Origin of the sequence: Coleofasciculus sp. C1-SOL-03 (assembly GCF_040220555.1) — a bacterium.
In the GTDB taxonomy this organism is placed as follows: Bacteria; Cyanobacteriota; Cyanobacteriia; order Cyanobacteriales; family Coleofasciculaceae; genus Coleofasciculus.
In genome coordinates, this window is sequence record NZ_JAVJUO010000119.1 from 1 (window position 1) to 21,067 (window position 21,067).

Sequence of the window (21,067 nt, forward strand, 5' to 3'; positions counted from 1 at the left end):
AAACAAAACAACAAAACCCGCCCTTTTTTTAACCGTGAGTGGATTTGGGATTGAGGTTATCGGTTAGGTTCAATACGGGGGAAGGGCGGGTTTTGTATGACATTTATTAATTTGCCCGTCAATTGAGTTCCTCAACCCGCCTGCAAGAAGGGAGGGCGGGTTTTGTATGACATTTATTGATTTACCCATCAATTGAGTTCCTAAACCCGCCTGCAAGAAGGAAGGGCGGGTTTTGTATGACATTTATTGATTTGCCCGTCAATTGAGTTCCTAAACCCGCCCCTACTTACGTTCCAATCAGGTCTAGCTGACAACATTGGATTTTCTCTACCGTTAGAGAGTTGCTGCTATGAGCGAATTGGCATATTATAGGAATGCTGTAATACAAGTAATACGCTAGTATAACACAATAATGGCTTTGAGCGAGAGAGGCAAAAGGATTGAATTTGTCAGTTCTGTCTAGTACCGCTACCTTAAAGCTACAGAGGCGACTAGGTTCTGTACAAAAGTCAAAAGTGCTGAACTATCAAGCTTTCCGGTGAATGCGACAGGTGGGAAACGTTCGCCGTGAAGGTTGAGTGAATGCTGTTCAGACGTTTGGCAAAACCATACTTATTCAATAAAAACACCTTTTGTAAGTTTTACCCTCAAACTATTTCAATCGTTTATGGATTGAATCTATTGGGTGCATCGCTAATTGGGGTTGAACGGCATAAAAAAAGGATTAACTTCTGCTTTAAAAATGTAGGGTTTATGTCCTTAACTTTAGCGATCTCCAAGGGACTCTCATGTCAATGCGATCTCTCAAGCGCCTAATTGACAAAAATTTAACGAATGTGCCTCTACGAACAGTATTCGTAGTTCCCTTTCTGGTGCAAATTTTTGCCACAGTCGGCGTAATTGGCTGGTTATCCTTTCGCCACGGAAAGCGGGCGGTGAATGAGGTAGCGACTCAATTACAAGATGAAATTACAGTTCATATTAAGGATCGTTTGGAGCGATATTTAGCGATTCCCCATCAGATTAATCAGAGTAATCAAGATGCGATTCGCTTAGGAAACTTGACGCTAGACAACTTGCAACCCTGGGAACAGCATTTGTGGCGACAAGTGCAACGATTTGATGCTGTGAGTTATATTGGTGTGGCGAATGAACAGCGAGGACTGATTGCGGCGGGGCGACGAAATCGGGATCAATTGGTGATTATCCAAGCGAATCCTGGGACAGATTTTGATTTCTATACTTATAGCACCCACAGTGAAGGCGATCGCAAAACCCTGATCGAGAGTACCACAAATTACGACCCCCGCCTGCGCCCTTGGTATAAAGCCGCCTTGCAAGCGGGTCAACCCACCTGGAGTGATATTTTCCCCCTTTTTGGCGAAGGCGATCGCACGTTGCTAATCAGCGCTATTCAACCTGTCTACGACAGCAATCAGCAGGTTCAGGGCGTCTTAAACACAACCCTACGTCTCTCCACGATTAGTGATTTCCTGCAAACGCTAAAAATCGGTAAATCGGGACGCCTGTTTATTATGGAACGTTCAGGTTTATTAGTCGCCACATCCACCCCAGAACCGCCCTTTCAACATAACCAAAATCAAATTACTCGGTTAAAAGCCAGCCAAAGTCGTGATCCGTTAATTCAAGCCAGCGCCAACTATTTAACGCAACAGTTTGGCGACTTCAATGGGATTCAAGCGTCCCAACACCTAGACTTTAAACGTCAGGGACAGCGGCAATTTTTACAAGTCATGCCCTTACGAGATAGCCACGGCTTAGACTGGTTAATTGTCGTGGTTGTCCCTGAAGCTGACTTCATGCACCACATTCATGATAATACGCAAGTCACAATCCTACTCTGTTTAGTTGCCCTGATCATCGCCACGGGAGTTGGTATTAGTACCGCCCACTGGATCATTCAACCCATCCAGCGCTTAAATCAAGCCGCCAACGCCATTGCCAATGGGGAATGGGAGCAAAAAATTGAGGTTCATCGTAACGCTGAACTAGGTAGTCTCAGCGCCGCCTTTAATCAAATGGCGGATCAATTAAACCAATCCTTTGCCACTCTCAAAGACCAGAATCATCAGATGAACCGCTTAAATGAGGCATTGGCGAAAAGTGAGAAACAGTTAGCTCAAATTTTAGAAACCGTACCTGTTGGTATCGTGGTGGTTGATGCTCAGGGAAAATTTTATTATACCAACGATAAGGCACAACGGTTTATGGGACAAACCTTCAGCCCCGACGCGATCGCGGATAATTTTTGTGCCGTTCATCACTGGTATATCGCCGGAACTGATCAATTTTATCCGACTGAAAACTTACCGATTGTTCGCGCTTTGCAGGGACAACGGTCTATTGTCCATGATATTGAAATTCACCAAGACGACCAGATTATTCCGATTGAGACGTGGAGCAAACCTATCCTGGATGAACAGGGTGAAATTATCTATGCCATTGCCGTTCTCAACGACATCACAGAGCGCAAAAAAGCCGAAGCCGAACGGATGCGTTTTACCCAAGAACTGGAAGTCAAAGAGTATCAAAATGCCGCTTGGCAGCGCCTAGACAAGCTCAAAGATGAATTTCTGGCAAATACATCCCACCAACTTCGTACTCCTCTCCATGGCATTGTCGGCATTGCTGAATCCTTAATCGATGGTGCTACCGGAGAGTTACCCTTACAAACTCGGATCAATTTAGGTACAATTATCGCCACGGGGCGACGTTTATCCAACTTAGTTAATGACATTCTCGATTTTGCCAGACTCAGACACCAAGACATTCAACTCCAGCAACAGCCCGTGGGGGTACGAGAAATAGCGGAGGTGGTTCTCCGACTTAGTTATCCGCTGATTGGTGGTCAAGAGTTACAACTAATTAATGCCATTTCTCCGGACTTACCTATCGCTTATGCCGATGAAAATCGGGTGCAGCAGATTTTGCAAAACCTAGTGGATAATGCGATTAAGTTTACTGATAGAGGAACGGTCAAAATTTCGGCTCAATTGGTGAGTTCAAGGCAGATGTTAGAGGGTAGAGGTGCCCAGGTGCAGTGGGGCAATGGCAACATGGAGACGTTAACTCAAAACTATGTCCTGGAACGAAGGGAAGGCTCAGTCAGCATGGTTTTGGAACCAACGTTATCGTCAACCCCTGGCGCGAATTCCCTAAACCCGCCTCTACCAAATCGTTTCCCGATAAGCGAAGTGAAGGGTCAAAACCATGCCATCGAGGGTTGCGAAGGGTCAACATTCAAAATGCTAGCCATTACCGTATCTGACACAGGAATTGGCATCCCCAAGTCTCAAGTCAACCGTATTTTTGAATCCTTTGAACAAGGCGAGGCTTCTCTCGGGCGTAAGTATGGCGGCACCGGGTTAGGGTTAGCCCTGACGAAAAAGCTGGTGGAGTTGCATGGGGGAACCATTGAGGTGCAATCAACCTTAGGCGTCGGCTCTCAGTTTACGTTTACGTTGCCAATTTTTGACGGACAAATTCCAGACATTAAGCCCGATCCGGTTGAGTCAATCGTGGCAATGTCTAAGACAGTTTACAGTGCCAATTACTCTGTAATTCAACCTCCTAGTGTCGGTGATTATTGTCCCCTGTTGCTGACAGTTTCTCAACCCGCCTTAACGCTAAAACAACACCACAATCTCCAGGATGACGAACCCTTAATCAACCCGTTCAAAATTTTAATCGTCGATGATGATACAGTGAATCGTCAGATACTCGTCAACTATTTATCCTTAGAAAATTATCAACTTGCCCAAGCCTCCCATGGTCAGGAAGCTTTAGATATCCTTAAAGAGGGTTTTCAGCCTGACCTGGTTTTACTCGATGCGATGATGCCACGCATGACGGGGTATGATGTTTGTAAAAAACTGCGTGAATCCTATCCCCCTACTGAACTGCCCGTGTTGATGTTGACGGCAAACGAGCAAGTGAATGACTTAGTGGCAGGATTTAGTGTGGGCGTGAATGATTATTTGACCAAACCGATTGCCAAACACAAACTTTTGGTCAGGATTAAAACTCATCTGCGTTTATCCACAATTGCCAAAGAAAATGCTCAACTTTACGCAGTGGTGCGTGAAAGTGAGCGGAGATTGATGCAATTTTTAGACGCCGTACCTGTGGGGATTTTTATCCTCGATGCCCACGGCAAACCCTACTATGCTAATGAAGCGGCTAAACAGATTTTGGGCAAAGGCATTGTAGACGCTGTTACCGTTGAAGAATTAGCTGAGGCGTATCAAGCTTATCGCACAGGAACGGATCAACTCTATCCCACCCAGCAAATGCCTATTTTTCTGGCGTTGCAGGGAAAAACTTCCACCGTTGATGATGTGGAAATTCACCGAGGGGATCAGGTTATCCCGATTGAGGTGTGGGGGACTCCCATCTATGAGGAACAGGGAAAGGTAGCTTATGGGATGGTTGCCTTTCAAGATATCCGCGATCGCAAAAAAGCGGAAGCACAACGGGAAGCCTTTACCCGTGACCTGTTTCAACTCAATCAAGCCTATCAACGGTTTGTTCCTAGTCAATTTCTCCAGTTTTTGCAGAAAAAAAGTATTGTGGATGTGCAACTGGGGGATCACGTTCAACAGGAAATGTCTGTTCTCTTTGCCGATATTCGTAACTTTACGGCGCTGTCGGAACAGATGAGTCCCCGTGAAAATTTTAATTTTATCAATGCCTTCTTAAGTCGCATGGAACCAGCCATTCGGGAAAATAATGGCTTTGTCGATAAATATATTGGCGATGAAATTATGGCATTGTTTAGTGGCAATGCGGATCAAGCAGTGCAGGCGGGAATTGCCATGTTTGAGCGGCTAGCTTTATATAACCAACATCGGGCTAATTATGACTATGCAGCCATCGAGATTGGTATAGGAATCAATACCGGGGAATTAATGCTGGGAACCGTGGGGGGATTTTCCCGTATGGATAGCACGGTGATTAGTGATGCGGTGAATTTAGCTGCCCGCCTGGAAGAATTAACGAAAATCTATCAAGTACGGCTATTAATCTCGCACCATACATTCTTGAAGTTGTCGAATCCCGGTGACTATGGGATGCGTCTCGTGGATAAGGTGAATGTGAAAGGGAAAGCCAAAAAAGTAACTGTCTATGAAGTCTTTGACGCTGATCCGCCCCAGATGCGAAAAGCAAAGCTGGTAACGAAAACGGCATTCGAGGAAGGGTTACTCTTATATTATCGCGATCGCCTCTCAGACGCGGCTCAACGGTTTAGTGAATGTTTGCAGGTTCATCCAGGGGATAAGGTAGCGCAACATTACCTCAAACGCTGTCAACATCGGATGCGATGATGATATGGGTCTTCCGTAGTTAGTTTGCTAAATTATTAGTTTGATTTGCCGCAATATTGGACAGCAATAGCTTTAAACATTTTTACCCGGATTTCAAGAGAGTTTTAAGACGGTGAAAAGCTACAGCTCCTGTGTGGTAAGCTTCTTGGCTCATTAAAACTGATAGTTTAGCACACTAAGTCCGGAAGACCCGATTTAATCGGATAATTTAGCCTCGTTTCCTCCCATTTGTGGGCTTGAGGTATGATCAAGCCCGATTAACTTCAAACCTTAATTCAGTTGCATCATGCATAAAATAGCTTTTTTGTCAAATTTACCGGGGAATGGGTCGAGAAAATTAGCGCGTGCAATATAGTTGTATTATTTCAATTTTGCCGAGGTGAAGGAGGAAAAAATAACGTAGTATCAAGGCATTTAAGGATTATTGGTTTAAAATTGCCTACAAATAATACACAATACAGTATTACGATAACATCATACTACAACCTCAAACCCAGGTCAAATCAGGATTTACCCATGAGTTTTTCTGCCCGTCCTCAATCCGACTATGTTTAGACTATTAAAACTTAAACATCAAATTGAAAAGTTTTCTTTATCTAACTGGGCTTGATCAGCAAGAAGCTTGTCCTTTGTTATTTGATATCACCTGAATCAGCAATATCTCTAACCACCTGCAAAAAGTTTTGCTGAGTTGGATGGAAATGATTTTGTCGCCACGCGATCGCTAACCCAATCATCGCCGCCGAGGGTTAGACTGGGCGATAGACGACCCCCTCGCGATGAAAACGTCGGATGGAACGGGGCAATAGGGCAACTCCCATCCCTGTCTTGTTATTGGTCATAAAAGTGGGCTAAAAACTCGGCGACTTGTGCAGGATATTGTCCAATGGCGATTTCATCAGAAAGCACAATTCCATCAAATCCAGCCTGTTGAATATCGTATAAATGCACAACTTCACTCCGGGTAGGTTGGGGAAAATGGGTCATATATTCTAAGACTTGACCCGCGAGAAACTTAGGGCTGGATAATTGAGGAAACTGGGCAATAAACGCGGCTTGTAATTGTCCTAACGCCTTTAATCCCGCCTGCGCCCCCAAATCCCCGCGACAGAACCACAATTCATCAAACCCTTGATCCAGTTGGCTGAGATGGTGCATGGCTTCAGGGCGTTCAATTTTGGCGATTAAATAGCGATCGCCTATTTGCTGGCGAATCGCTGAAACTTCCTTACCGTCTAAGACAAAGGAACAGGCAAATTGAACAAAGGGATAGGTTAACCCCAACTCAACCGCCTTCTGATCGTGTTGGTTTAATTGGCTAAAAGGGATAGGATGATTCACCCGATTAATCCCTTTGTAGGCACTTAACCCGCCATTGGTTAAAACTTTAGCCGTTGCACTCTTATCCTGAATCGCGATAACTTCGAGTTGAATTCGGGCATCATTGAGCGAAAGAATATCACCAACTTTTAATTCCTTGAATACGTTTTTGTCGGGAATCGGCACTTGTGTGATATCATCAGAGGATTGACCGAAAAATAATCTGACTTTTTCAGGAAGATAGTCACAACTGGGATAGCTGCCAACTCGCATTTTCGCGCCTTGTAAATCTAAAACCAGGGGTAAGGTTTTACCTTGTTCGGTGAAGATTTCGGTTAAGCGTTCTAACCAGGTTTTTAAGCCGTCTGCTGTAATATGGGCTACATTCAGCCGAAAGCGATCGGCGGTTTGGGACAACTGAGTAATCAGGCGTTTGTTTTCACTAGCGGGTCCTAACGTAAATACTGTTTTCATCTATACTCTATGTAGTTCTGAAATATTGATTAAATAATCTATTTCCCCGTTAACATCGGTGGGTTACGGCGGATACGGCATTAAATGGTTATCGCTTCGATTTAAATTCCGCCTAACCCACCCTACTGGCTGTTCATTGTTCATTGCTATGAACGAGCTATCGGTGTGGAGGGCGGGTTTTGTTGTTCATTGATTGGTGACAAGTTGTTTGAGTGGCTAAACCCGCCCCTACATTTATTGATTTTTCCATCATTAGACTATTAGACATCGGCAAAAAATTGGTTGATTGATACCTCAATGGTGGGAAATGCTAAGGGGAAAATAGTGCCTTGAGTGATCACGAATGTTTCCAAGTATTCCCCTTGCTGAGGATGTCGAAAGACGTGGATCTGATTTGCCTTGAGATTCACCACCCAGTATTCTGGAATATCTGCCAAGGCATAGGTTGTCTTTTTCTCATTGAGATCATAGTCCAAAGTAGACTGAGAGATTTCAATCAGCAAAAAAATGTCCTGAGGATAGGGATGATGCTGGAGATATCGTTGTCGCGATGGTTGGACAATGGCGACATCAGGTTGGGGTTCGGAATCAGCCAGGGTAATTGGATGAGCTTCTCGCACCACCGCCAATCCCCTTAACAGTGAACGTAGATAGTGAACACCCCCTTCGGTTGCATAGCTATGAATCGGTTCTTCTGGAGGCATTTCTACGACTTCTCCTTGCAAAAGTTCAACCCGACGGTGGTTGAGAATACCAGTCTCAATGAGGCGATGATAGTCGGCGACTGTCCATTTGACTAGAGTTGTCATGAGTTGTGTCAATTCAGTAACAATAGACCCTTCCGCTTCCATAGTACGATCGCCGAATCATGGGGATGCGGTACGATAGGGCATTGGCTTGTTAAAATTTTTGTTAATTCTCGTTTTTAGAGTGTCATGGCTGATACCGTTCTCGACGTTCGCAACCTGCAAGTCAAATTTAAAACCGATGAAAAGGAAGTCCTCGCTGTTGATGGGATTAGTTTTCAAGTGAAACGGGGGCAAACCCTGGGTATTGTGGGTGAGTCGGGTTCGGGAAAGTCAGTCACCTCACTGGCGGTGATGGGGTTAGTGCCAATGCCCGGTAAGATTACCCAGGGGGAGATATATTTTAAACCTCAAGCCGATCGCGCTCAACCTATTGAGTTGTTGACGCTGAGTGAGGAACGAAAACGCTTGTTTCGGGGGGGTCAAATTTCGATGATCTTCCAGGAACCAATGAGTTCTCTCAACCCCGTCTACACGATTGGGTTTCAGCTTATCGAGGCGATTTTACAGCATCAGGACATATCCCAAGGCGAAGCACGGCGTCAGGCGATCGCACGGCTGCAAGAAGTGCGGCTGATTCCCAGTGATCAGGAACTTAAGCTGGAGTATGAGCAAGAAAATCCTGACGACGCCGCCACAGATCGCGTGATCAGTCAGTACCTGAATCAGCGCAAACAGGAAATGCTCAAACGCTATCCCCATGAACTATCCGGGGGTCAATTGCAACGGGTGATGATTGCCATGGCAATTGCCTGTGATCCGGAGATTCTGATTGCGGATGAACCCAGCACCGCCCTTGATGTTACCGTACAGGCGGCAATTCTGGACTTGCTGCGGGAGTTGCGGGATCAGCGAGGAATGTCGATGATTTTCATCACCCATGACTTAGGCGTGATTGCCGAAATTGCCGACAGTGTAGCGGTGATGTATCGGGGAAATATTGTTGAAAGTAGCGATGTCTGGCAGATTTTCTCTCATCCCCAGCATCCTTATACCAAAGGATTATTAGCCTGTCGTCCGACATTAGAAAAACAGTTAAAATACTTACCCACTGTGGCTGACTTCATGGAGGAGGTGACAACAGAGGAAGGTAAGGTAGAAATTCGCGAAAAATCTCCGACGATTGATCAGGCAAATGGGGCAAAGGTGCAGCGAGATAATCTTGCCGTTGCTGACGCCTCAGCCTCTCCCCTACTTGCCGTTAAAAATCTGCGGGTGGGGTTTCCTGTATCCAACGTATTTGGCAAAACCAAACGCTATATTATGGCGGTTAATGATGTGTCCTTTGAGGTGTACAAAGGCGAAACAGTGGGACTCGTGGGGGAATCCGGCTGCGGTAAATCCACCCTTGCCCGAACGTTATTGCGTTTAATTGAACCGATGGAGGGTAAGGTAACATTTGACAATGAAAATATCACCCATTTTAAAGGCAAGCGCTTGCGGCAAATTCGACAAGACATGCAAATTATTTTCCAGAATCCCTTTAGTTCTCTTGATCCTCGGATGAAGATTGGGGATGCGGTGATGGAACCATTGGTGATTCATAAATGGGGAGATAATGCCAAAGCGCGTCGCGATCACGCCGCTTATTTGTTGGAACGGGTGGGGTTAAACCCAGATTCGATGAACCGCTATCCCCACGAGTTTTCGGGGGGACAACGCCAACGGGTTTGTATTGCTAGGGCGCTAGCACTTGAACCTAAGTTTATTATCTGCGATGAATCAGTTTCTGCCTTAGATGTGTCGGTACAGGCGCAGGTGCTGAATCTGCTTAAAGAGTTACAGAGTGACTTTGATCTCACCTATATCTTTATCTCCCATGACTTGAGTGTGGTCAAATTTATGAGCGATCGCATAATGGTGATGAATAAGGGCAAAATCGAGGAAATCGATGCGGCGGAGAGTATCTATCGGGAACCCCAAACCGAGTACACGCGCCAGCTTATTGAATCGATTCCCACGGGAAGCTTGGATCGGATTCAGCAACAACAAGCAGGGCGAGGATTGATTCCTTGGTCTGATATTAGCGACTTGTCGGATGGAAACAAACCCTCTGCGACACTCCAGTATCAGCTTTTTGGCATGGTTCAGGGAGATTGGCAAGTGGCGAAGCGATTATTGAATCAGGTGAAAAGCAATAATCCGGGACATTCCGAGGATTGGTATTGGCAAAAAGTTATCCGTGATTTGGAACGCGATCGGCAATAGATTCGGGGTGGGTTTCATACAGTTGATCACGCGATCAGGGCGGGTTTAGTTACATTGGGGTCAAACCCAAAGGATAGTTGTAAAACCCGCCCCTACAGGTGGTTAGAATTGGTTTTGAATCAAGGTGATTATCATGGCAACTGCTGAATTTCATTTTCTGGCAGAATTGAATTATTTTTTGCCTCCAAACAAGCGTCATGTTCGTTTTCCTCATGAGTTTAAAGGGCGAACCTCGATTAAGGATATGATCGAATCCTTGGGAGTACCTCACCCGGAAGTAGATGCGATTTTGGTGAATGGAGACTCGGTTGATTTTTCCTATATTGTCCACGATCGCGATCGCGTCACGGTTTGTCCAATTTCAGTGTTAGATGAAATCAATCCTAGCATTCGCGTGAGTCCCCCGGAACCCCAAGAGTATCGATTTGTTCTAGATATTCATTTAGGTAAATTAGCGAATGCGTTGCGGTTGTTGGGGTTTGATACGCTGTATCGCAATGACTACGCTGATCCAGAGTTAGCCCAAGTTTCTGCGGATGAGCAACGGATTCTGTTAACTCGCGATACCCGATTACTGATGCGTTCTATCGTGAGGTATGGGTATTATGTGCGCTCCAAAAACCCCGATCAACAAATCGTTGAAGTTTTGCGCCGCTTCAATTTATTTGATGCTATTTTACCCTTTCATCGGTGTATCCGCTGTAATGGGATATTAGTACCTGTTGAAAAAGACGCGATCGCAGATCAGTTACCGGAGCAAACGCGACAATCCATTGATGAATTTCATCGCTGTCAAACCTGTGATCAGATTTATTGGCAAGGGTCACATTTTGAGCGGATGCAACAGTTTATTGAACAGGTTATGGTGGCAAAAGAGTAAGGAAGCCTGATCAATTAGGAATCAGCAACAATCTCTTGAACGATCAGTCAAAAGCCAGTAATCTCGATACAGATTAATTTCCACAGTTTGCCGTTAACAGGGGAGCCGATCCATTTAACGTGACGAATCATGAAGGGAGCGAAAATCCGGATAATCACGAACTGAGCCAGGTGATTACCACCCCAAAAGGGCAAAGACTAACAACCCATGCGCGAGAGAGTCTTCTCCGTCACGGTTTTAGCCAACCCTTCGACTTAGTAGACGATATCATTGAAAACTATACTCGCAAGACTACCCAAAAAGACGGAGCGACAGTGTATATCCAGCGAACTCGCTCAAGACGAAGACTGTACAATGTAGTAATTGTAGGAGACGCAGGAATTGTTACGGGTTTGCGGAATATTAGACCCCAAGAACTAGAAAGACTTGGACTAAGGTACGGTTTTAACCCCCATCCCGCTAACTGATGTTTCATCCATCCCCGAAAACAAGCGTATACAACAGACAAAAAATGAGCAACCAATCTCTTCTTAAAACTGATGGATATCAAGTTCTATTCAATCTCACACATCTAGAGCATACTAAAGACTATCTTGATGCCATTTTTGAATTTAGGCTAGATCCCCAACTGGCTAACGTTTCTGTTAAATCTCCTCAAACTTTTATCAGTATCAAGGATTTACAGGAATTAATTGCCTATTTTGAAAATCACATTACCCGTTTACAAAATAATCCCGATAGCCAATCAGAACCCTTCGTTACCTGGGAACTTGGTTTTCAAGTACAAGCATTATCCGGAGAAATTCGTTCACCACAGGATGGTGAGTTTGACATTCTATTTATGGTAAATGTAGGTCAGGGTAATGGGGAGGTGGGTTCAACCTATGTTGGCGGTGAATCAGCCGTTACGCTTGAGAATATTCAACGCTTTATTTCATCAGTGCGGACAGCACTAGATTGGGGAAGGGAACGCCTTGAAAAGTAACCCCCTTTTGCCACGGCGATTAAAATCGCTGCTACACAAACGAAGTCCGCCTACGCGGACTGGGTTATAACGGGGGTAGCTAACCCGGATTTGGTATGACGTGTTTTGTATAGCTCAAACCAGGTGCGTTACGCTTCGCTAACGCACCCTACGTGGGTTGAAAAATTGAATGACGCCCCATTGTCCATTGGTTAACCATTGTGGATCATCTTGATTGAGTCTATCAATTTGATCCGGTTGTAATCCGGCGGCGAGTTCAGCTTTAAAGGTGCGTAGGGCGGCTAATGGTGCAGGAAAATAGCAGACAATATCCTGCCATGGCGTCGTATAATCCCATTGGCGATCGCCCAGTAAACGGCGATAATTGGCATCCCCTTTAATCATCACGAATTGGGATTGATTTAATTCACTGCGCCATGATTCTGGCATATCCCAAAAGGCGAGGGGGGCTGTCCAATAGGAATCCTCACAGCAGATTATGTTACCGTTGTCAATATAATTCTGGAGGCGTTTTCCTAAAGATTGGACATCCTGATGGCTATGGTGACAGAGAACCTTAATGGTGTGGTCAACATCCTTAATCATGGCATCAGACACCAATACCGGGTGAGGCTTCAGATGTAAGTAAACAGGTTGAGCAATTCCACTGTTGACGAAAAAGTCAGCTACACATAAATCACAGAACAACTCAAACCCAGCATTATCCACAATTAAATCAATGCGAACTCCCTTAAGGTGAGCAATGTGATCAGCAATTTGGGGTGTATGATCAACTAAAAGATTTGCCTGTTCACGATAGGCTTCAATATTCATCCGCTGACTCTCTCCCGCGTCAGTGGGAAATAAGCTTAAGTCAATGCGATTCCCCCAAAGGGCAAAATAAAAGAGGGCGATTAAATCGATGTGCTTCCATTGTCCTTGGGAATCGACAAAGGTGTTAATTTTCCCACTCATTGTCTCAATCGCGGACATTACCTTTGCCAAACTGCTGTGTTTTTGCGGTTCAAAGGGATCGACTCGGTGCCATTTTCCCGGTTGAAAGTAGTGGGTGGCTTCTAAGATGCGACGATAGAGGTAAACTTCTGCGGGATACCAGGGGATATCAATCCAGCGTTTTCCCTGGTAGGGTGACATATAGGTATTCCACGCCTCTAAATCCGGTTGGGTTTCACAGTTGAGCGATCGCACGATTCCGTAAGGCAATTCCTGACGTAGATTCTCCAGATTCTGGGTAATCGAGGCGGGATAGTTGTTGGAGGCGATCGCCCGTTGGATAATTGTGGGCCACCGTTGCGTCAGTGTCTGGTGGGCAAATGAACCCTCCTCTGACATCATCAGAGGTGGTGGGATGGGGATACAGGGTTTAGTGGGGGACATGATTCTGCGATCGCGCGTCTTTGTCACGGATGAAGAAAACTAGATTGGGCAACTAATAATTTTCGAGTAAACCCAAAAGGAACCGATTCTCGATTATATAGCGGTTCTTATTTGAAAGCACTACACCCCACACCCCACACCCTGTCTCTACCAAGATGTATTGTACCCAATCGAGAAGTGCGATAAACCCTAGCAATGCACCCTCCACCATCTCAGCCGCCGCCTGTGACGCTTGCGTCACTCCTATCCCTGAATCCAGCTAAGGCTTTGGTATTCTCTGTGCTTGGAGTAGTTCTTTTCTTGTCCGGAAACCTTTACTATAGAATTCAATCCATTATCTCCCGTGGGATATATCTGTATGAGTCAAGCCAATTATCCCCCTGATAATACCCAGCCAGAACAGGTTGAATTACTCCAGCGTCTTTTAATGGAGTATCAACGAACGGGAGAATATGCCACGGGAGAAAATCTTGAACAGTACACAACGATTTTAGAACAGCTTGGTGTCGCGTATTTGCATCAGGGAAAACCGGAAGCCGCCAGGGAGTATTTAGAGCAAGCACTGAAATTGAAGCCGGATGATTTAGCCTTTCATGTCAAGGTGCTTAAGCATTTAGGTCAGACGTATCAGCAGCAACGCCAATTTGATGCGGTAATTCAGTGTTATGAGCAATCTTTAACCTTTTCCCAGACATTGGCGGATCGGCAGAGTGAAGCGACGGTATTATTTGATTTGGGTACGATTTACCTGAAATTGAGACAATTTCAACAGGCAGAAGCATTTTATCAGCAATGCTTAGAGATTGCTCAACAGATTGATGATCGCGACAATCAAGCATCCACCTATCACCAGTTAGGAAACATTGCTGTCAAGTTACGGGAGTATGAGCAGGCAAAGCGCTACTATCAGCAGGCTTTGGATATTTACAATGAATTTAGCGCTCACTACAATCAAGCATCTACCTATCACCAGTTAGGAAACATTGCTGTCAAGTTATGGGAATATGAGCAGGCAAAGCGCTACTATCAGCAGGCTCTAGATATTTACCTGGAATTTAGCGATCGCGACAATCAAGTATCCACCTATCATCAGTTAGGAAACGTTACGGTAAAGTTACGGGAGTATGAGCAGGCAAAGCGCTATTATCAGCAGGCTTTGGATATTTACAATGAATTTAGCGATCGCTACTCTCAAGCTAGCATTTATCACAACTTAGGAAACGTTACAGTAAAGTTACGGGAGTATGAGCAGGCAAAGCGCTATTATCAGCAGGCTTTGGATATTTACAATGAATTTAGCGATCGCTACTCTCAAGCTAGCACCTATCATAACTTAGGAAACGTTGCTGTAAGGTTACGGGAATATGAGCAGGCAAAGCGCTATTATCAGCAGGCTTTGGATATTTACAATGAATTTAGCGATCGCTACTCTCAAGCTAGCACCTATCATAACTTAGGAGTGGTTGCCGAAGAGTTACGGGAGTATGAGCGGGCAAAGCGCTATTATCAGCAGGCTGTTGATATTCAGATAGGATTTAGCGATCGCTACAATCAAGCTAGCATTTATCACAACTTAGGAAACGTTGCTGTAAGGTTACGGGAGTATGACCAGGCAAAGTGCTATTATCAGTCGGCTTTGAATATTTACCTGGCATTTAGCGATCGCGACAATCAAGCTAGCATTTATCACAACTTAGGAAACGTTGCTGTAAAGTTACGGGAGTATAACTGGGCAAAGCACTACTATCAGCAGGCTTTGGATATTTACAATGAATTTAGCGATTGCTACTCTCAAGCTAGCACCTATCATAACTTAGGAGTGGTTGTTGAAGAGTTGGGGGAGTATAACTGGGCAAAGCGCTACTATCAGCAGGCTTTGGATATTTACAATGAATTTAGCGATCGCTACAATCAAGCATCCACCTATCATCAGTTAGGAAACGTGGCTGTAAAGTTAGGGGAGTATGACCGGGCAAAACGCTACTATCAGCAGGCTTTGGATATTCAGAATGAATTTAGTGATCGCTACTCTCAAGCTAGCACCTATCACAACTTAGGAGTGGTTGCTGAAGAGTTGCGGGAATATGAGCAGGCAAAGTCCTACTATCAGCAGGCTCTGGATATTCAGAATGAATTTAGCGATCGCTACAATCAAGCTAGCACCTATCACCAGTTAGGAAACATTGCTGTAAAGTTACGGGAGTATGACCAGGCAAAACGCTACTATCAGCAAGCTTTGGATATTAAGATTGAATTTAGCGATCGCTATTCTCAAGCTAGCACCTATCACAACTTAGGATTATTGGCACAAGCACAGGAAAACTACACCGAGGCTAGGGTTAATTTACAGACAGCCTTAGAGATATTTTCCGAATTACGAACACATCTAGACTGGATTTAGAAGTCGGGGTACGTCTCTACATGTGGTGAACAGCGCAACGGTGAGTCGGCGCTAAAGCGCAACTACAAGCTGAAAGCGCAACGACAAACCTGATTTTGAGGTAAGGTTAGAAATCAGATGGCAACGGGAGAGCAATAGGCAAAGGACGTTCTGATGAAGCGCATACATTCGGTAACTTTGGCATTCCTATCGTTAAGTACGGTCGTCTTTTCGGCTATCCTATTGTCTGTTGGCGTTATCCAGCCTCAATCCATCGCCCAAGATGCGCTAGTATCTCAAGCGCTTTCTGATTCTGAGGAAGAAGAGTTGGAACAGTTGCGGGAGGAACAGCGTATCCAAGAACAGGTGCAGGCGGAAGCTAATCGCGCCTTTAGTCGCACCACCACCCTGTTTAATGTCCTCTTGGCGGTTTTGGCGCTGCTGTTAATTGCGGCGATTGTTGGCTTATTCCTGTTGCGACGGGCGGTAATTCGTGAGGTGGCGGATTTGGTGCGGGCGCATCTGAATGAATTAACTGACTTGGAAGGGAAGATTAATCAGGCGAATCAACAGGTACAAGCGATTCTGGAACGTACCGAAGATTTAGCTAATGATTTGAATCGAGAAGCCGATGACTTCTATGAAGATATTGGCATGAAGCAGAAGGAGTCATCCCAGCTTCTGAGTGAACTCTCGGACTCTCAACAACAAGCCCTGCGGGACTTAAATACCCATATTAAAGATGCCCAAAAAGCCCTTGCCCAAGTTGATAACGAGTTTTCTGATCATTTATCCCAACTGCGTTCTCAGGTGGAATCGGAACAAACAGATACTCTGGAGAACCTGAAACAATTAAGCGCCCAGTTTACGCCGGAACTGGCAAAATTGCAACAGGATACCCACGCCGAAAAAGATCGGGTGGTGGAAAACCTGAAAAATTCAGAAACCGCGTTTAGTAATCAACTGGCGGAACTGTTTAACCAAGCCCAAAGCCAACGGGATGCAATTCTCCAAAGTTTAGAACAACTGAGTCGCGAATTTGCCCCAGAACTCTCGAAACTGAAACAGGCGGCTGAAACGGAAAAAGCCGCAATTATCCAGCGCTTGCAAAAAACAGAAACCCAGTTTGGCAAGCAACTAACCCAACTGCAAAACGAGGCACAAAAACAACGGGATAGGATTCTCCAGAACTTAGAAAAACTCCAGACGGAGTTTACCCCCCAGCTTGACCAAGTGAAAGGGTCACTGGACGACCAAAAAGCGGCGATTTTACAGAATTTGCAACAGGCGGAAACCGAGTTTAAACAGCAATTAACCCAACTGCAAACCACCACGAAACAAGAACGGGAGAGCATTCTAGAGAATCTGCAACGCCTCGCCTCAGAGTTCTCACCCCAATTGACGGAGATTAAAACTGAAGCCGAACAACAGGCGCAACAACAGCAAGCGACAGCCTTTGAGGATGTGGAACGGTTACGCCAAGAGGTGACACGCCAACTGGAACAATCGCAATCACAAATTCAAGGAGAAATTGATCAAACCTTGGGCAATTTGAAGAAATTGGAACAGGAGGTAACCAATCAGCTTTCAACGACGCAATCAGGGGTACAAGAAAACCGCGACCAAACCCTGCAACGTTTGAGTCAAATCCAAACCGAGTTTACCAGCCAATTTTCCCAATTCCAGTCAGCCATTCAAGAACGCAAAGATCAGGCATTCCAAAGCCTGGAAAAATTGGAATCTATGTTAACCGAGGAGTTGACAGATATCCAATCTGATGCTAAACAGCAAAAAGAGGAAATCCTGCAAAAATTGGCAGAGATTACGCCAACAGAAATTGCCGAATCCGCCTTATCTGATGTCCTGCAACAAATCCAACCCCTGACGGAACAATTGGAACGATTGAATGAGAATCATCCAGAGTTTTTCTTGAATGTTAAGGATTATATTAATCAGGGGGATAATTTATTTGCCCAAGGTGACTATGAAGAGGCGATCGCACGATATGATCAAGCCCTAGAACTACAACCCGATAACTCGAATCTCTGGCATCAGCGCGGTGTCGCCTTGTGGGAATTACAACGCTATCAAGACGCGATCGCATCCTTGGATCGGGGACTAGAATTCGCCCCAGAAGCACCGGATAGCTGGTATTATCGCGGATTAGCTTTGCGAGAATTACAGCGCTATGAAGGGGCGTTAGTGGCGTTTAATAAAGTGATTCAAATCCAGCCAGAGGATTATAAAGCCTGGTTGAATCGGGGAATGATGCTAGGGCGATTGAAACGCCGGGATGATGCGATCGCCTCCTTTGATCGGGCGTTGGAACTCAACCCAGAGTACCATGAAGCCTGGGTGAATCGGGGTGTGGTACTCGGCGCACTGCAACAACACGAACAAGCCTATAATTCCTTTGACAAAGCCGTACAAGTGCAACCCGATGATGGCGTCGCCTGGTTTAATCGCGGCTTAGCCTTGGCGGTATTGGAACGGTATGAGGAAGCGGTAACCTCGTTTGAGAAGGCGATCGAATTGAAGCCCGATTCCCATAAAGCTTGGACATACAAGGGAAATATGCTACTGAAGTTAAAACGTAATCAGGAAGCGTTAGACAGTTATACTCAGGCGTTAGCCATTCAACCCGATTATTCCCCCGCCTATTACCAGAAAGCCATCGGCTATGCTCAACAACGTCAGGTAAGCTCAAGTATCGACAACTTAGAAAAAGCGATCGCCCTGAATCCCGCCTATCGAGAGGAAGCCAGAACGGATTTGGATTTTGACGCGATCGCAGAAGATGATCGCTTCTGGAGATTGATTGAACAATGAAACGCATAGCGGTAGGAGGGGGTTTAGCCATAATTATAGGGGCGGGTTTAGGGAATCTGTAGGGGCGGGTTTAGGGAATCTGTAGGGGCGGGTTTAGGGAATCTGTAGGGGCGGGTTTAGGGACTAAAGTCAGCTATTCACCGATAAATGAACAACAAAACCCGCCCTACCCACCGATAAATGAACAACAAAACCCGCCCTACCCACCGATAAATGAACAACAAAACCCGCCCTACCCACTGATAAATGAACAACAAAACCCGCCCTACCTCACCGAGCACTGCTCAACAAAACCCGCCCTGATTCATCAATCTAACAAATGACATAAGACAAATGACGAATGACTAAGGACAAAACTATGACACCCGAACAAAAACAAGAAATCACCGAATTACGCGATCGCAACTTAACACCGAAACAAATTGCTCGCAAATTAGGATTACGGGCGGCTGAAGTCACCGCCTATATCAAAGAACAGGCGGAAGAAAAAACACTTGCTCGTGTCGCATCGGGAGAACTAGATCCCGTTGTCGAATGCTTTGTCAATGCCAACTGTGCGGACTATTATCTCCACGAAAACCCTGATCCAATGGAAGAAACCGAGGCAAATATTGACCGAGGGTTAGCCTTAGTCTGTATTACGCGCAAAGCCAAGTATGACCGATTCACCGTTTGTACTTACCTACTAGATGTATGGTGTCTCGGCGTCAAAGATACCATGGGTCCGCGTCAACTGAATTCAGTTGAATATAAACAGATGCTAGACTATGCCTATCAAGGCTTTCCCGAAGGTCCTCAAAAAATTACCCTTGAACAAGCCCAAGCCCTCGTGTATAGTGCCGTAGACTATGCCGAACAATTAGGATTTAAACCCCATCAAGATTTTCATCAATCGCGATTTCATTTAGGCAAGTGGAGTGGCCAACCCAAACTTCAAATGGGTCGCAACGGTAAACCCTGTTACATTAGTGGTCCCTACGATAACCCAGAAACGATTATCAACATCTTGCGGAAAAATGTCGGTGAGGGGAACTTTGATTACGTGACTCAGCTATTTGATGATTCGGATGAATCGGGTTCATTCACTGACTCGTTGTTAACTGAATCCTTGTTAAGGGAGATTTTATAAGCTAAAAATCAACCCAACACTCGACAAGTTCTGGAAGTGCCGTTAATCCTCCTAATCACCTTTATTTATCAAGGTTTGGACTTTGTGCAGCAGCCCCTACTTATGACATAAGACTTAGCTTGCTTCTCGCTTGCGCGAGTATGACAAATGACATAAGACAAATGACACTCCCCGCCATTAACTTTTATTGTCCCCACCTGCATAAAACGTGAACCACTACTTTGCCACAGTCGCCCGTGGATTAGAACCCATTGCGGCGCAAGAACTTGAACACCTGGGGGCGCAGGAGGTGCATCCCGATTTTACGGGAGTGCATTTTCAGGGCGATACAGCGTTAATGTATCGAGTCAACCTCTGGGCGAGAACGATTTTCCGGGTACTCGTCGTTTTAGCCGAATTTCCTTGTGCAAATGCGAAACAACTTTATCAGGGAGTACAAACTATCCCCTGGGCGCAATATCTGAAACCGCAGCACACCTTAGCCGTAAATGCAACCGGAAAGACTAAACAGCTTAATCATAGCCACTTTACCGCCCTGCAAGTAAAAAACGCGATCGTCGATCAACAACGCAGCCAATTTGGTAAACGGTCGAATGTCAATATAGAAAAACCTGACTTGTTAGTCAATGTTCACATTCATCAAAACCGTTGTATTCTCAGTTTAGATAGTTCAGGAACCAGTCTACATCGACGCGGATATCGCTCCGCCATGGGACTTGCTCCCCTGAAAGAAACCTTAGCCGCCGCACTCTTAGAATTGGCAGAATGGCAGCCGAATTTGCCATTATTAGACCCAATGTGTGGTTCCGGAACATTACCCTTAGAAGCCAGTTTAATCAGCTTAAATATTGCCCCTGGATTGTTTCGAGAACAGTTTGGATTTGAGCGTTGGTTAGACTTTAATCCCACCCTTTGGCAACAAGTCCTCAACCAGGCAAAAGCCTGTCAGTACCAGGAATTAGCCGCACCGATTACAGGGTGCGATCGCGAGGCGGATATCCTCAACCAAGCCCGGAGTAATGCCCAGCATTGTGGCATTTTAGATCAGATCACCTTTATTCAACAAGACCTTTCCCAACTAGAACCACCAGGCGATCGCGGGATAATTATCTGCAATCCTCCTTACGGAGAACGATTGGGAAATGCTCAGGAATTGGGAGATTTATATAAATTACTCGGCGATATCTTTAAACAACGGTTTAAAGGCTGGACAGCATTTATTTTAACCGGGAATAAACAGTTGGCAAAGCGAGTCGGATTAAAAGCATCGCGGCGGATTCCGGTGTATAACGGTTCTATTCCTTGCACCTTTTTACAATATGAACTGTATTAAA

The 21,067-nt window shown here is 45.3% G+C and carries 13 protein-coding genes; 9 read left to right on the forward strand and 4 right to left on the reverse strand.

Annotated elements, in window-relative coordinates; all coding sequences use genetic code 11:
* Positions 1-788 precede the first annotated feature (788 nt).
* Complete coding sequence (locus tag RIE73_RS18715; RefSeq protein WP_446402615.1) at positions 789-5,345, forward strand: response regulator; 4,557 nt, start codon at positions 789-791, stop codon at positions 5,343-5,345.
* Positions 5,346-6,176: 831 nt separating this feature from the next.
* On the opposite strand, the gene RIE73_RS18720 is transcribed toward RIE73_RS18715, so the two are convergent.
* The gene (locus tag RIE73_RS18720; RefSeq protein ID WP_446402616.1) at positions 6,177-7,139 is read right to left on the reverse strand and encodes a pyruvate kinase; all 963 of its coding nucleotides are present in this window, start codon (positions 7,137-7,139) and stop codon (positions 6,177-6,179) included.
* Between the two features lie 260 nt (positions 7,140-7,399).
* Positions 7,400-7,948 (reverse strand): Uma2 family endonuclease, encoded by a 549-nt coding sequence (locus RIE73_RS18725; RefSeq protein WP_446402617.1) that lies wholly within the window; start codon positions 7,946-7,948, stop codon positions 7,400-7,402.
* Between the two features lie 126 nt (positions 7,949-8,074).
* On the opposite strand from RIE73_RS18725, the gene RIE73_RS18730 reads away from it, so the two are divergent.
* The 4 genes from RIE73_RS18730 (at position 8,075) to RIE73_RS18745 (ending at position 12,018) form a co-directional block, all read left to right on the forward strand.
* On the forward strand, positions 8,075-10,153 hold the full coding sequence (locus tag RIE73_RS18730) for an ABC transporter ATP-binding protein (protein WP_446402618.1): 2,079 nt from the start codon (positions 8,075-8,077) through the stop codon (positions 10,151-10,153).
* 133 nt (positions 10,154-10,286) lie between these two features.
* Positions 10,287-11,033, forward strand: coding sequence for a Mut7-C RNAse domain-containing protein (locus RIE73_RS18735; protein WP_446402619.1), 747 nt, complete (start codon positions 10,287-10,289; stop codon positions 11,031-11,033).
* 119 nt (positions 11,034-11,152) lie between these two features.
* Positions 11,153-11,500 carry a hypothetical protein gene (locus RIE73_RS18740; RefSeq protein ID WP_446402620.1) on the forward strand — a complete coding sequence of 116 codons (348 nt, stop codon included), beginning with the start codon at positions 11,153-11,155 and terminating at the stop codon, positions 11,498-11,500.
* A 44-nt stretch (positions 11,501-11,544) separates the two neighbouring features.
* Positions 11,545-12,018: a hypothetical protein gene (locus RIE73_RS18745; RefSeq protein WP_446402621.1), complete on the forward strand. Its 474-nt coding sequence runs from the start codon at positions 11,545-11,547 to the stop codon at positions 12,016-12,018.
* A 138-nt stretch (positions 12,019-12,156) separates the two neighbouring features.
* On the opposite strand, the gene RIE73_RS18750 is transcribed toward RIE73_RS18745, so the two are convergent.
* Together RIE73_RS18750 and RIE73_RS18755 are read right to left on the reverse strand one after the other, a co-directional pair.
* Complete coding sequence (locus tag RIE73_RS18750) at positions 12,157-13,395, reverse strand: damage-control phosphatase ARMT1 family protein (protein ID WP_446402622.1); 1,239 nt, start codon at positions 13,393-13,395, stop codon at positions 12,157-12,159.
* Positions 13,396-13,447: 52 nt separating this feature from the next.
* Positions 13,448-13,636, reverse strand: coding sequence for a hypothetical protein (locus RIE73_RS18755; protein ID WP_446396055.1), 189 nt, complete (start codon positions 13,634-13,636; stop codon positions 13,448-13,450).
* Positions 13,637-13,753: 117 nt separating this feature from the next.
* On the opposite strand from RIE73_RS18755, the gene RIE73_RS18760 reads away from it, so the two are divergent.
* The 4 genes from RIE73_RS18760 to RIE73_RS18775 all read left to right on the forward strand — a co-directional run bounded on the left by RIE73_RS18760 (position 13,754) and on the right by RIE73_RS18775 (position 21,066).
* Positions 13,754-15,796 carry a tetratricopeptide repeat protein gene (locus tag RIE73_RS18760; RefSeq protein ID WP_446402623.1) on the forward strand — a complete coding sequence of 681 codons (2,043 nt, stop codon included), beginning with the start codon at positions 13,754-13,756 and terminating at the stop codon, positions 15,794-15,796.
* A 153-nt stretch (positions 15,797-15,949) separates the two neighbouring features.
* The gene (locus RIE73_RS18765; RefSeq protein WP_446402624.1) at positions 15,950-18,604 is read left to right on the forward strand and encodes a tetratricopeptide repeat protein; all 2,655 of its coding nucleotides are present in this window, start codon (positions 15,950-15,952) and stop codon (positions 18,602-18,604) included.
* A 340-nt stretch (positions 18,605-18,944) separates the two neighbouring features.
* On the forward strand, positions 18,945-19,733 hold the full coding sequence (locus tag RIE73_RS18770) for a DNA-binding response regulator (protein ID WP_446402625.1): 789 nt from the start codon (positions 18,945-18,947) through the stop codon (positions 19,731-19,733).
* Positions 19,734-19,941: 208 nt separating this feature from the next.
* Positions 19,942-21,066 (forward strand): THUMP domain-containing class I SAM-dependent RNA methyltransferase, encoded by a 1,125-nt coding sequence (locus RIE73_RS18775; RefSeq protein ID WP_446402626.1) that lies wholly within the window; start codon positions 19,942-19,944, stop codon positions 21,064-21,066.
* Position 21,067: the final 1 nt, after the last annotated feature.

Bases quoted from the DNA above. Each gene is read 5' to 3' on its own strand.
- RIE73_RS18715 (WP_446402615.1), top strand. From the start codon at position 789: ATGTCAATGCGATCTCTCAAGCGCCTAATTGACAAAAATTTAACGAAT.
- RIE73_RS18720 (WP_446402616.1), bottom strand. From the start codon at position 7,139: ATGAAAACAGTATTTACGTTAGGACCCGCTAGTGAAAACAAACGCCTG.
- RIE73_RS18725 (WP_446402617.1), bottom strand. From the start codon at position 7,948: ATGACAACTCTAGTCAAATGGACAGTCGCCGACTATCATCGCCTCATT.
- RIE73_RS18730 (WP_446402618.1), top strand. From the start codon at position 8,075: ATGGCTGATACCGTTCTCGACGTTCGCAACCTGCAAGTCAAATTTAAA.
- RIE73_RS18735 (WP_446402619.1), top strand. From the start codon at position 10,287: ATGGCAACTGCTGAATTTCATTTTCTGGCAGAATTGAATTATTTTTTG.
- RIE73_RS18745 (WP_446402621.1), top strand. From the start codon at position 11,545: ATGAGCAACCAATCTCTTCTTAAAACTGATGGATATCAAGTTCTATTC.
- RIE73_RS18750 (WP_446402622.1), bottom strand. From the start codon at position 13,395: ATGTCCCCCACTAAACCCTGTATCCCCATCCCACCACCTCTGATGATG.
- RIE73_RS18760 (WP_446402623.1), top strand. From the start codon at position 13,754: ATGAGTCAAGCCAATTATCCCCCTGATAATACCCAGCCAGAACAGGTT.
- RIE73_RS18765 (WP_446402624.1), top strand. From the start codon at position 15,950: ATGAAGCGCATACATTCGGTAACTTTGGCATTCCTATCGTTAAGTACG.
- RIE73_RS18770 (WP_446402625.1), top strand. From the start codon at position 18,945: ATGACTAAGGACAAAACTATGACACCCGAACAAAAACAAGAAATCACC.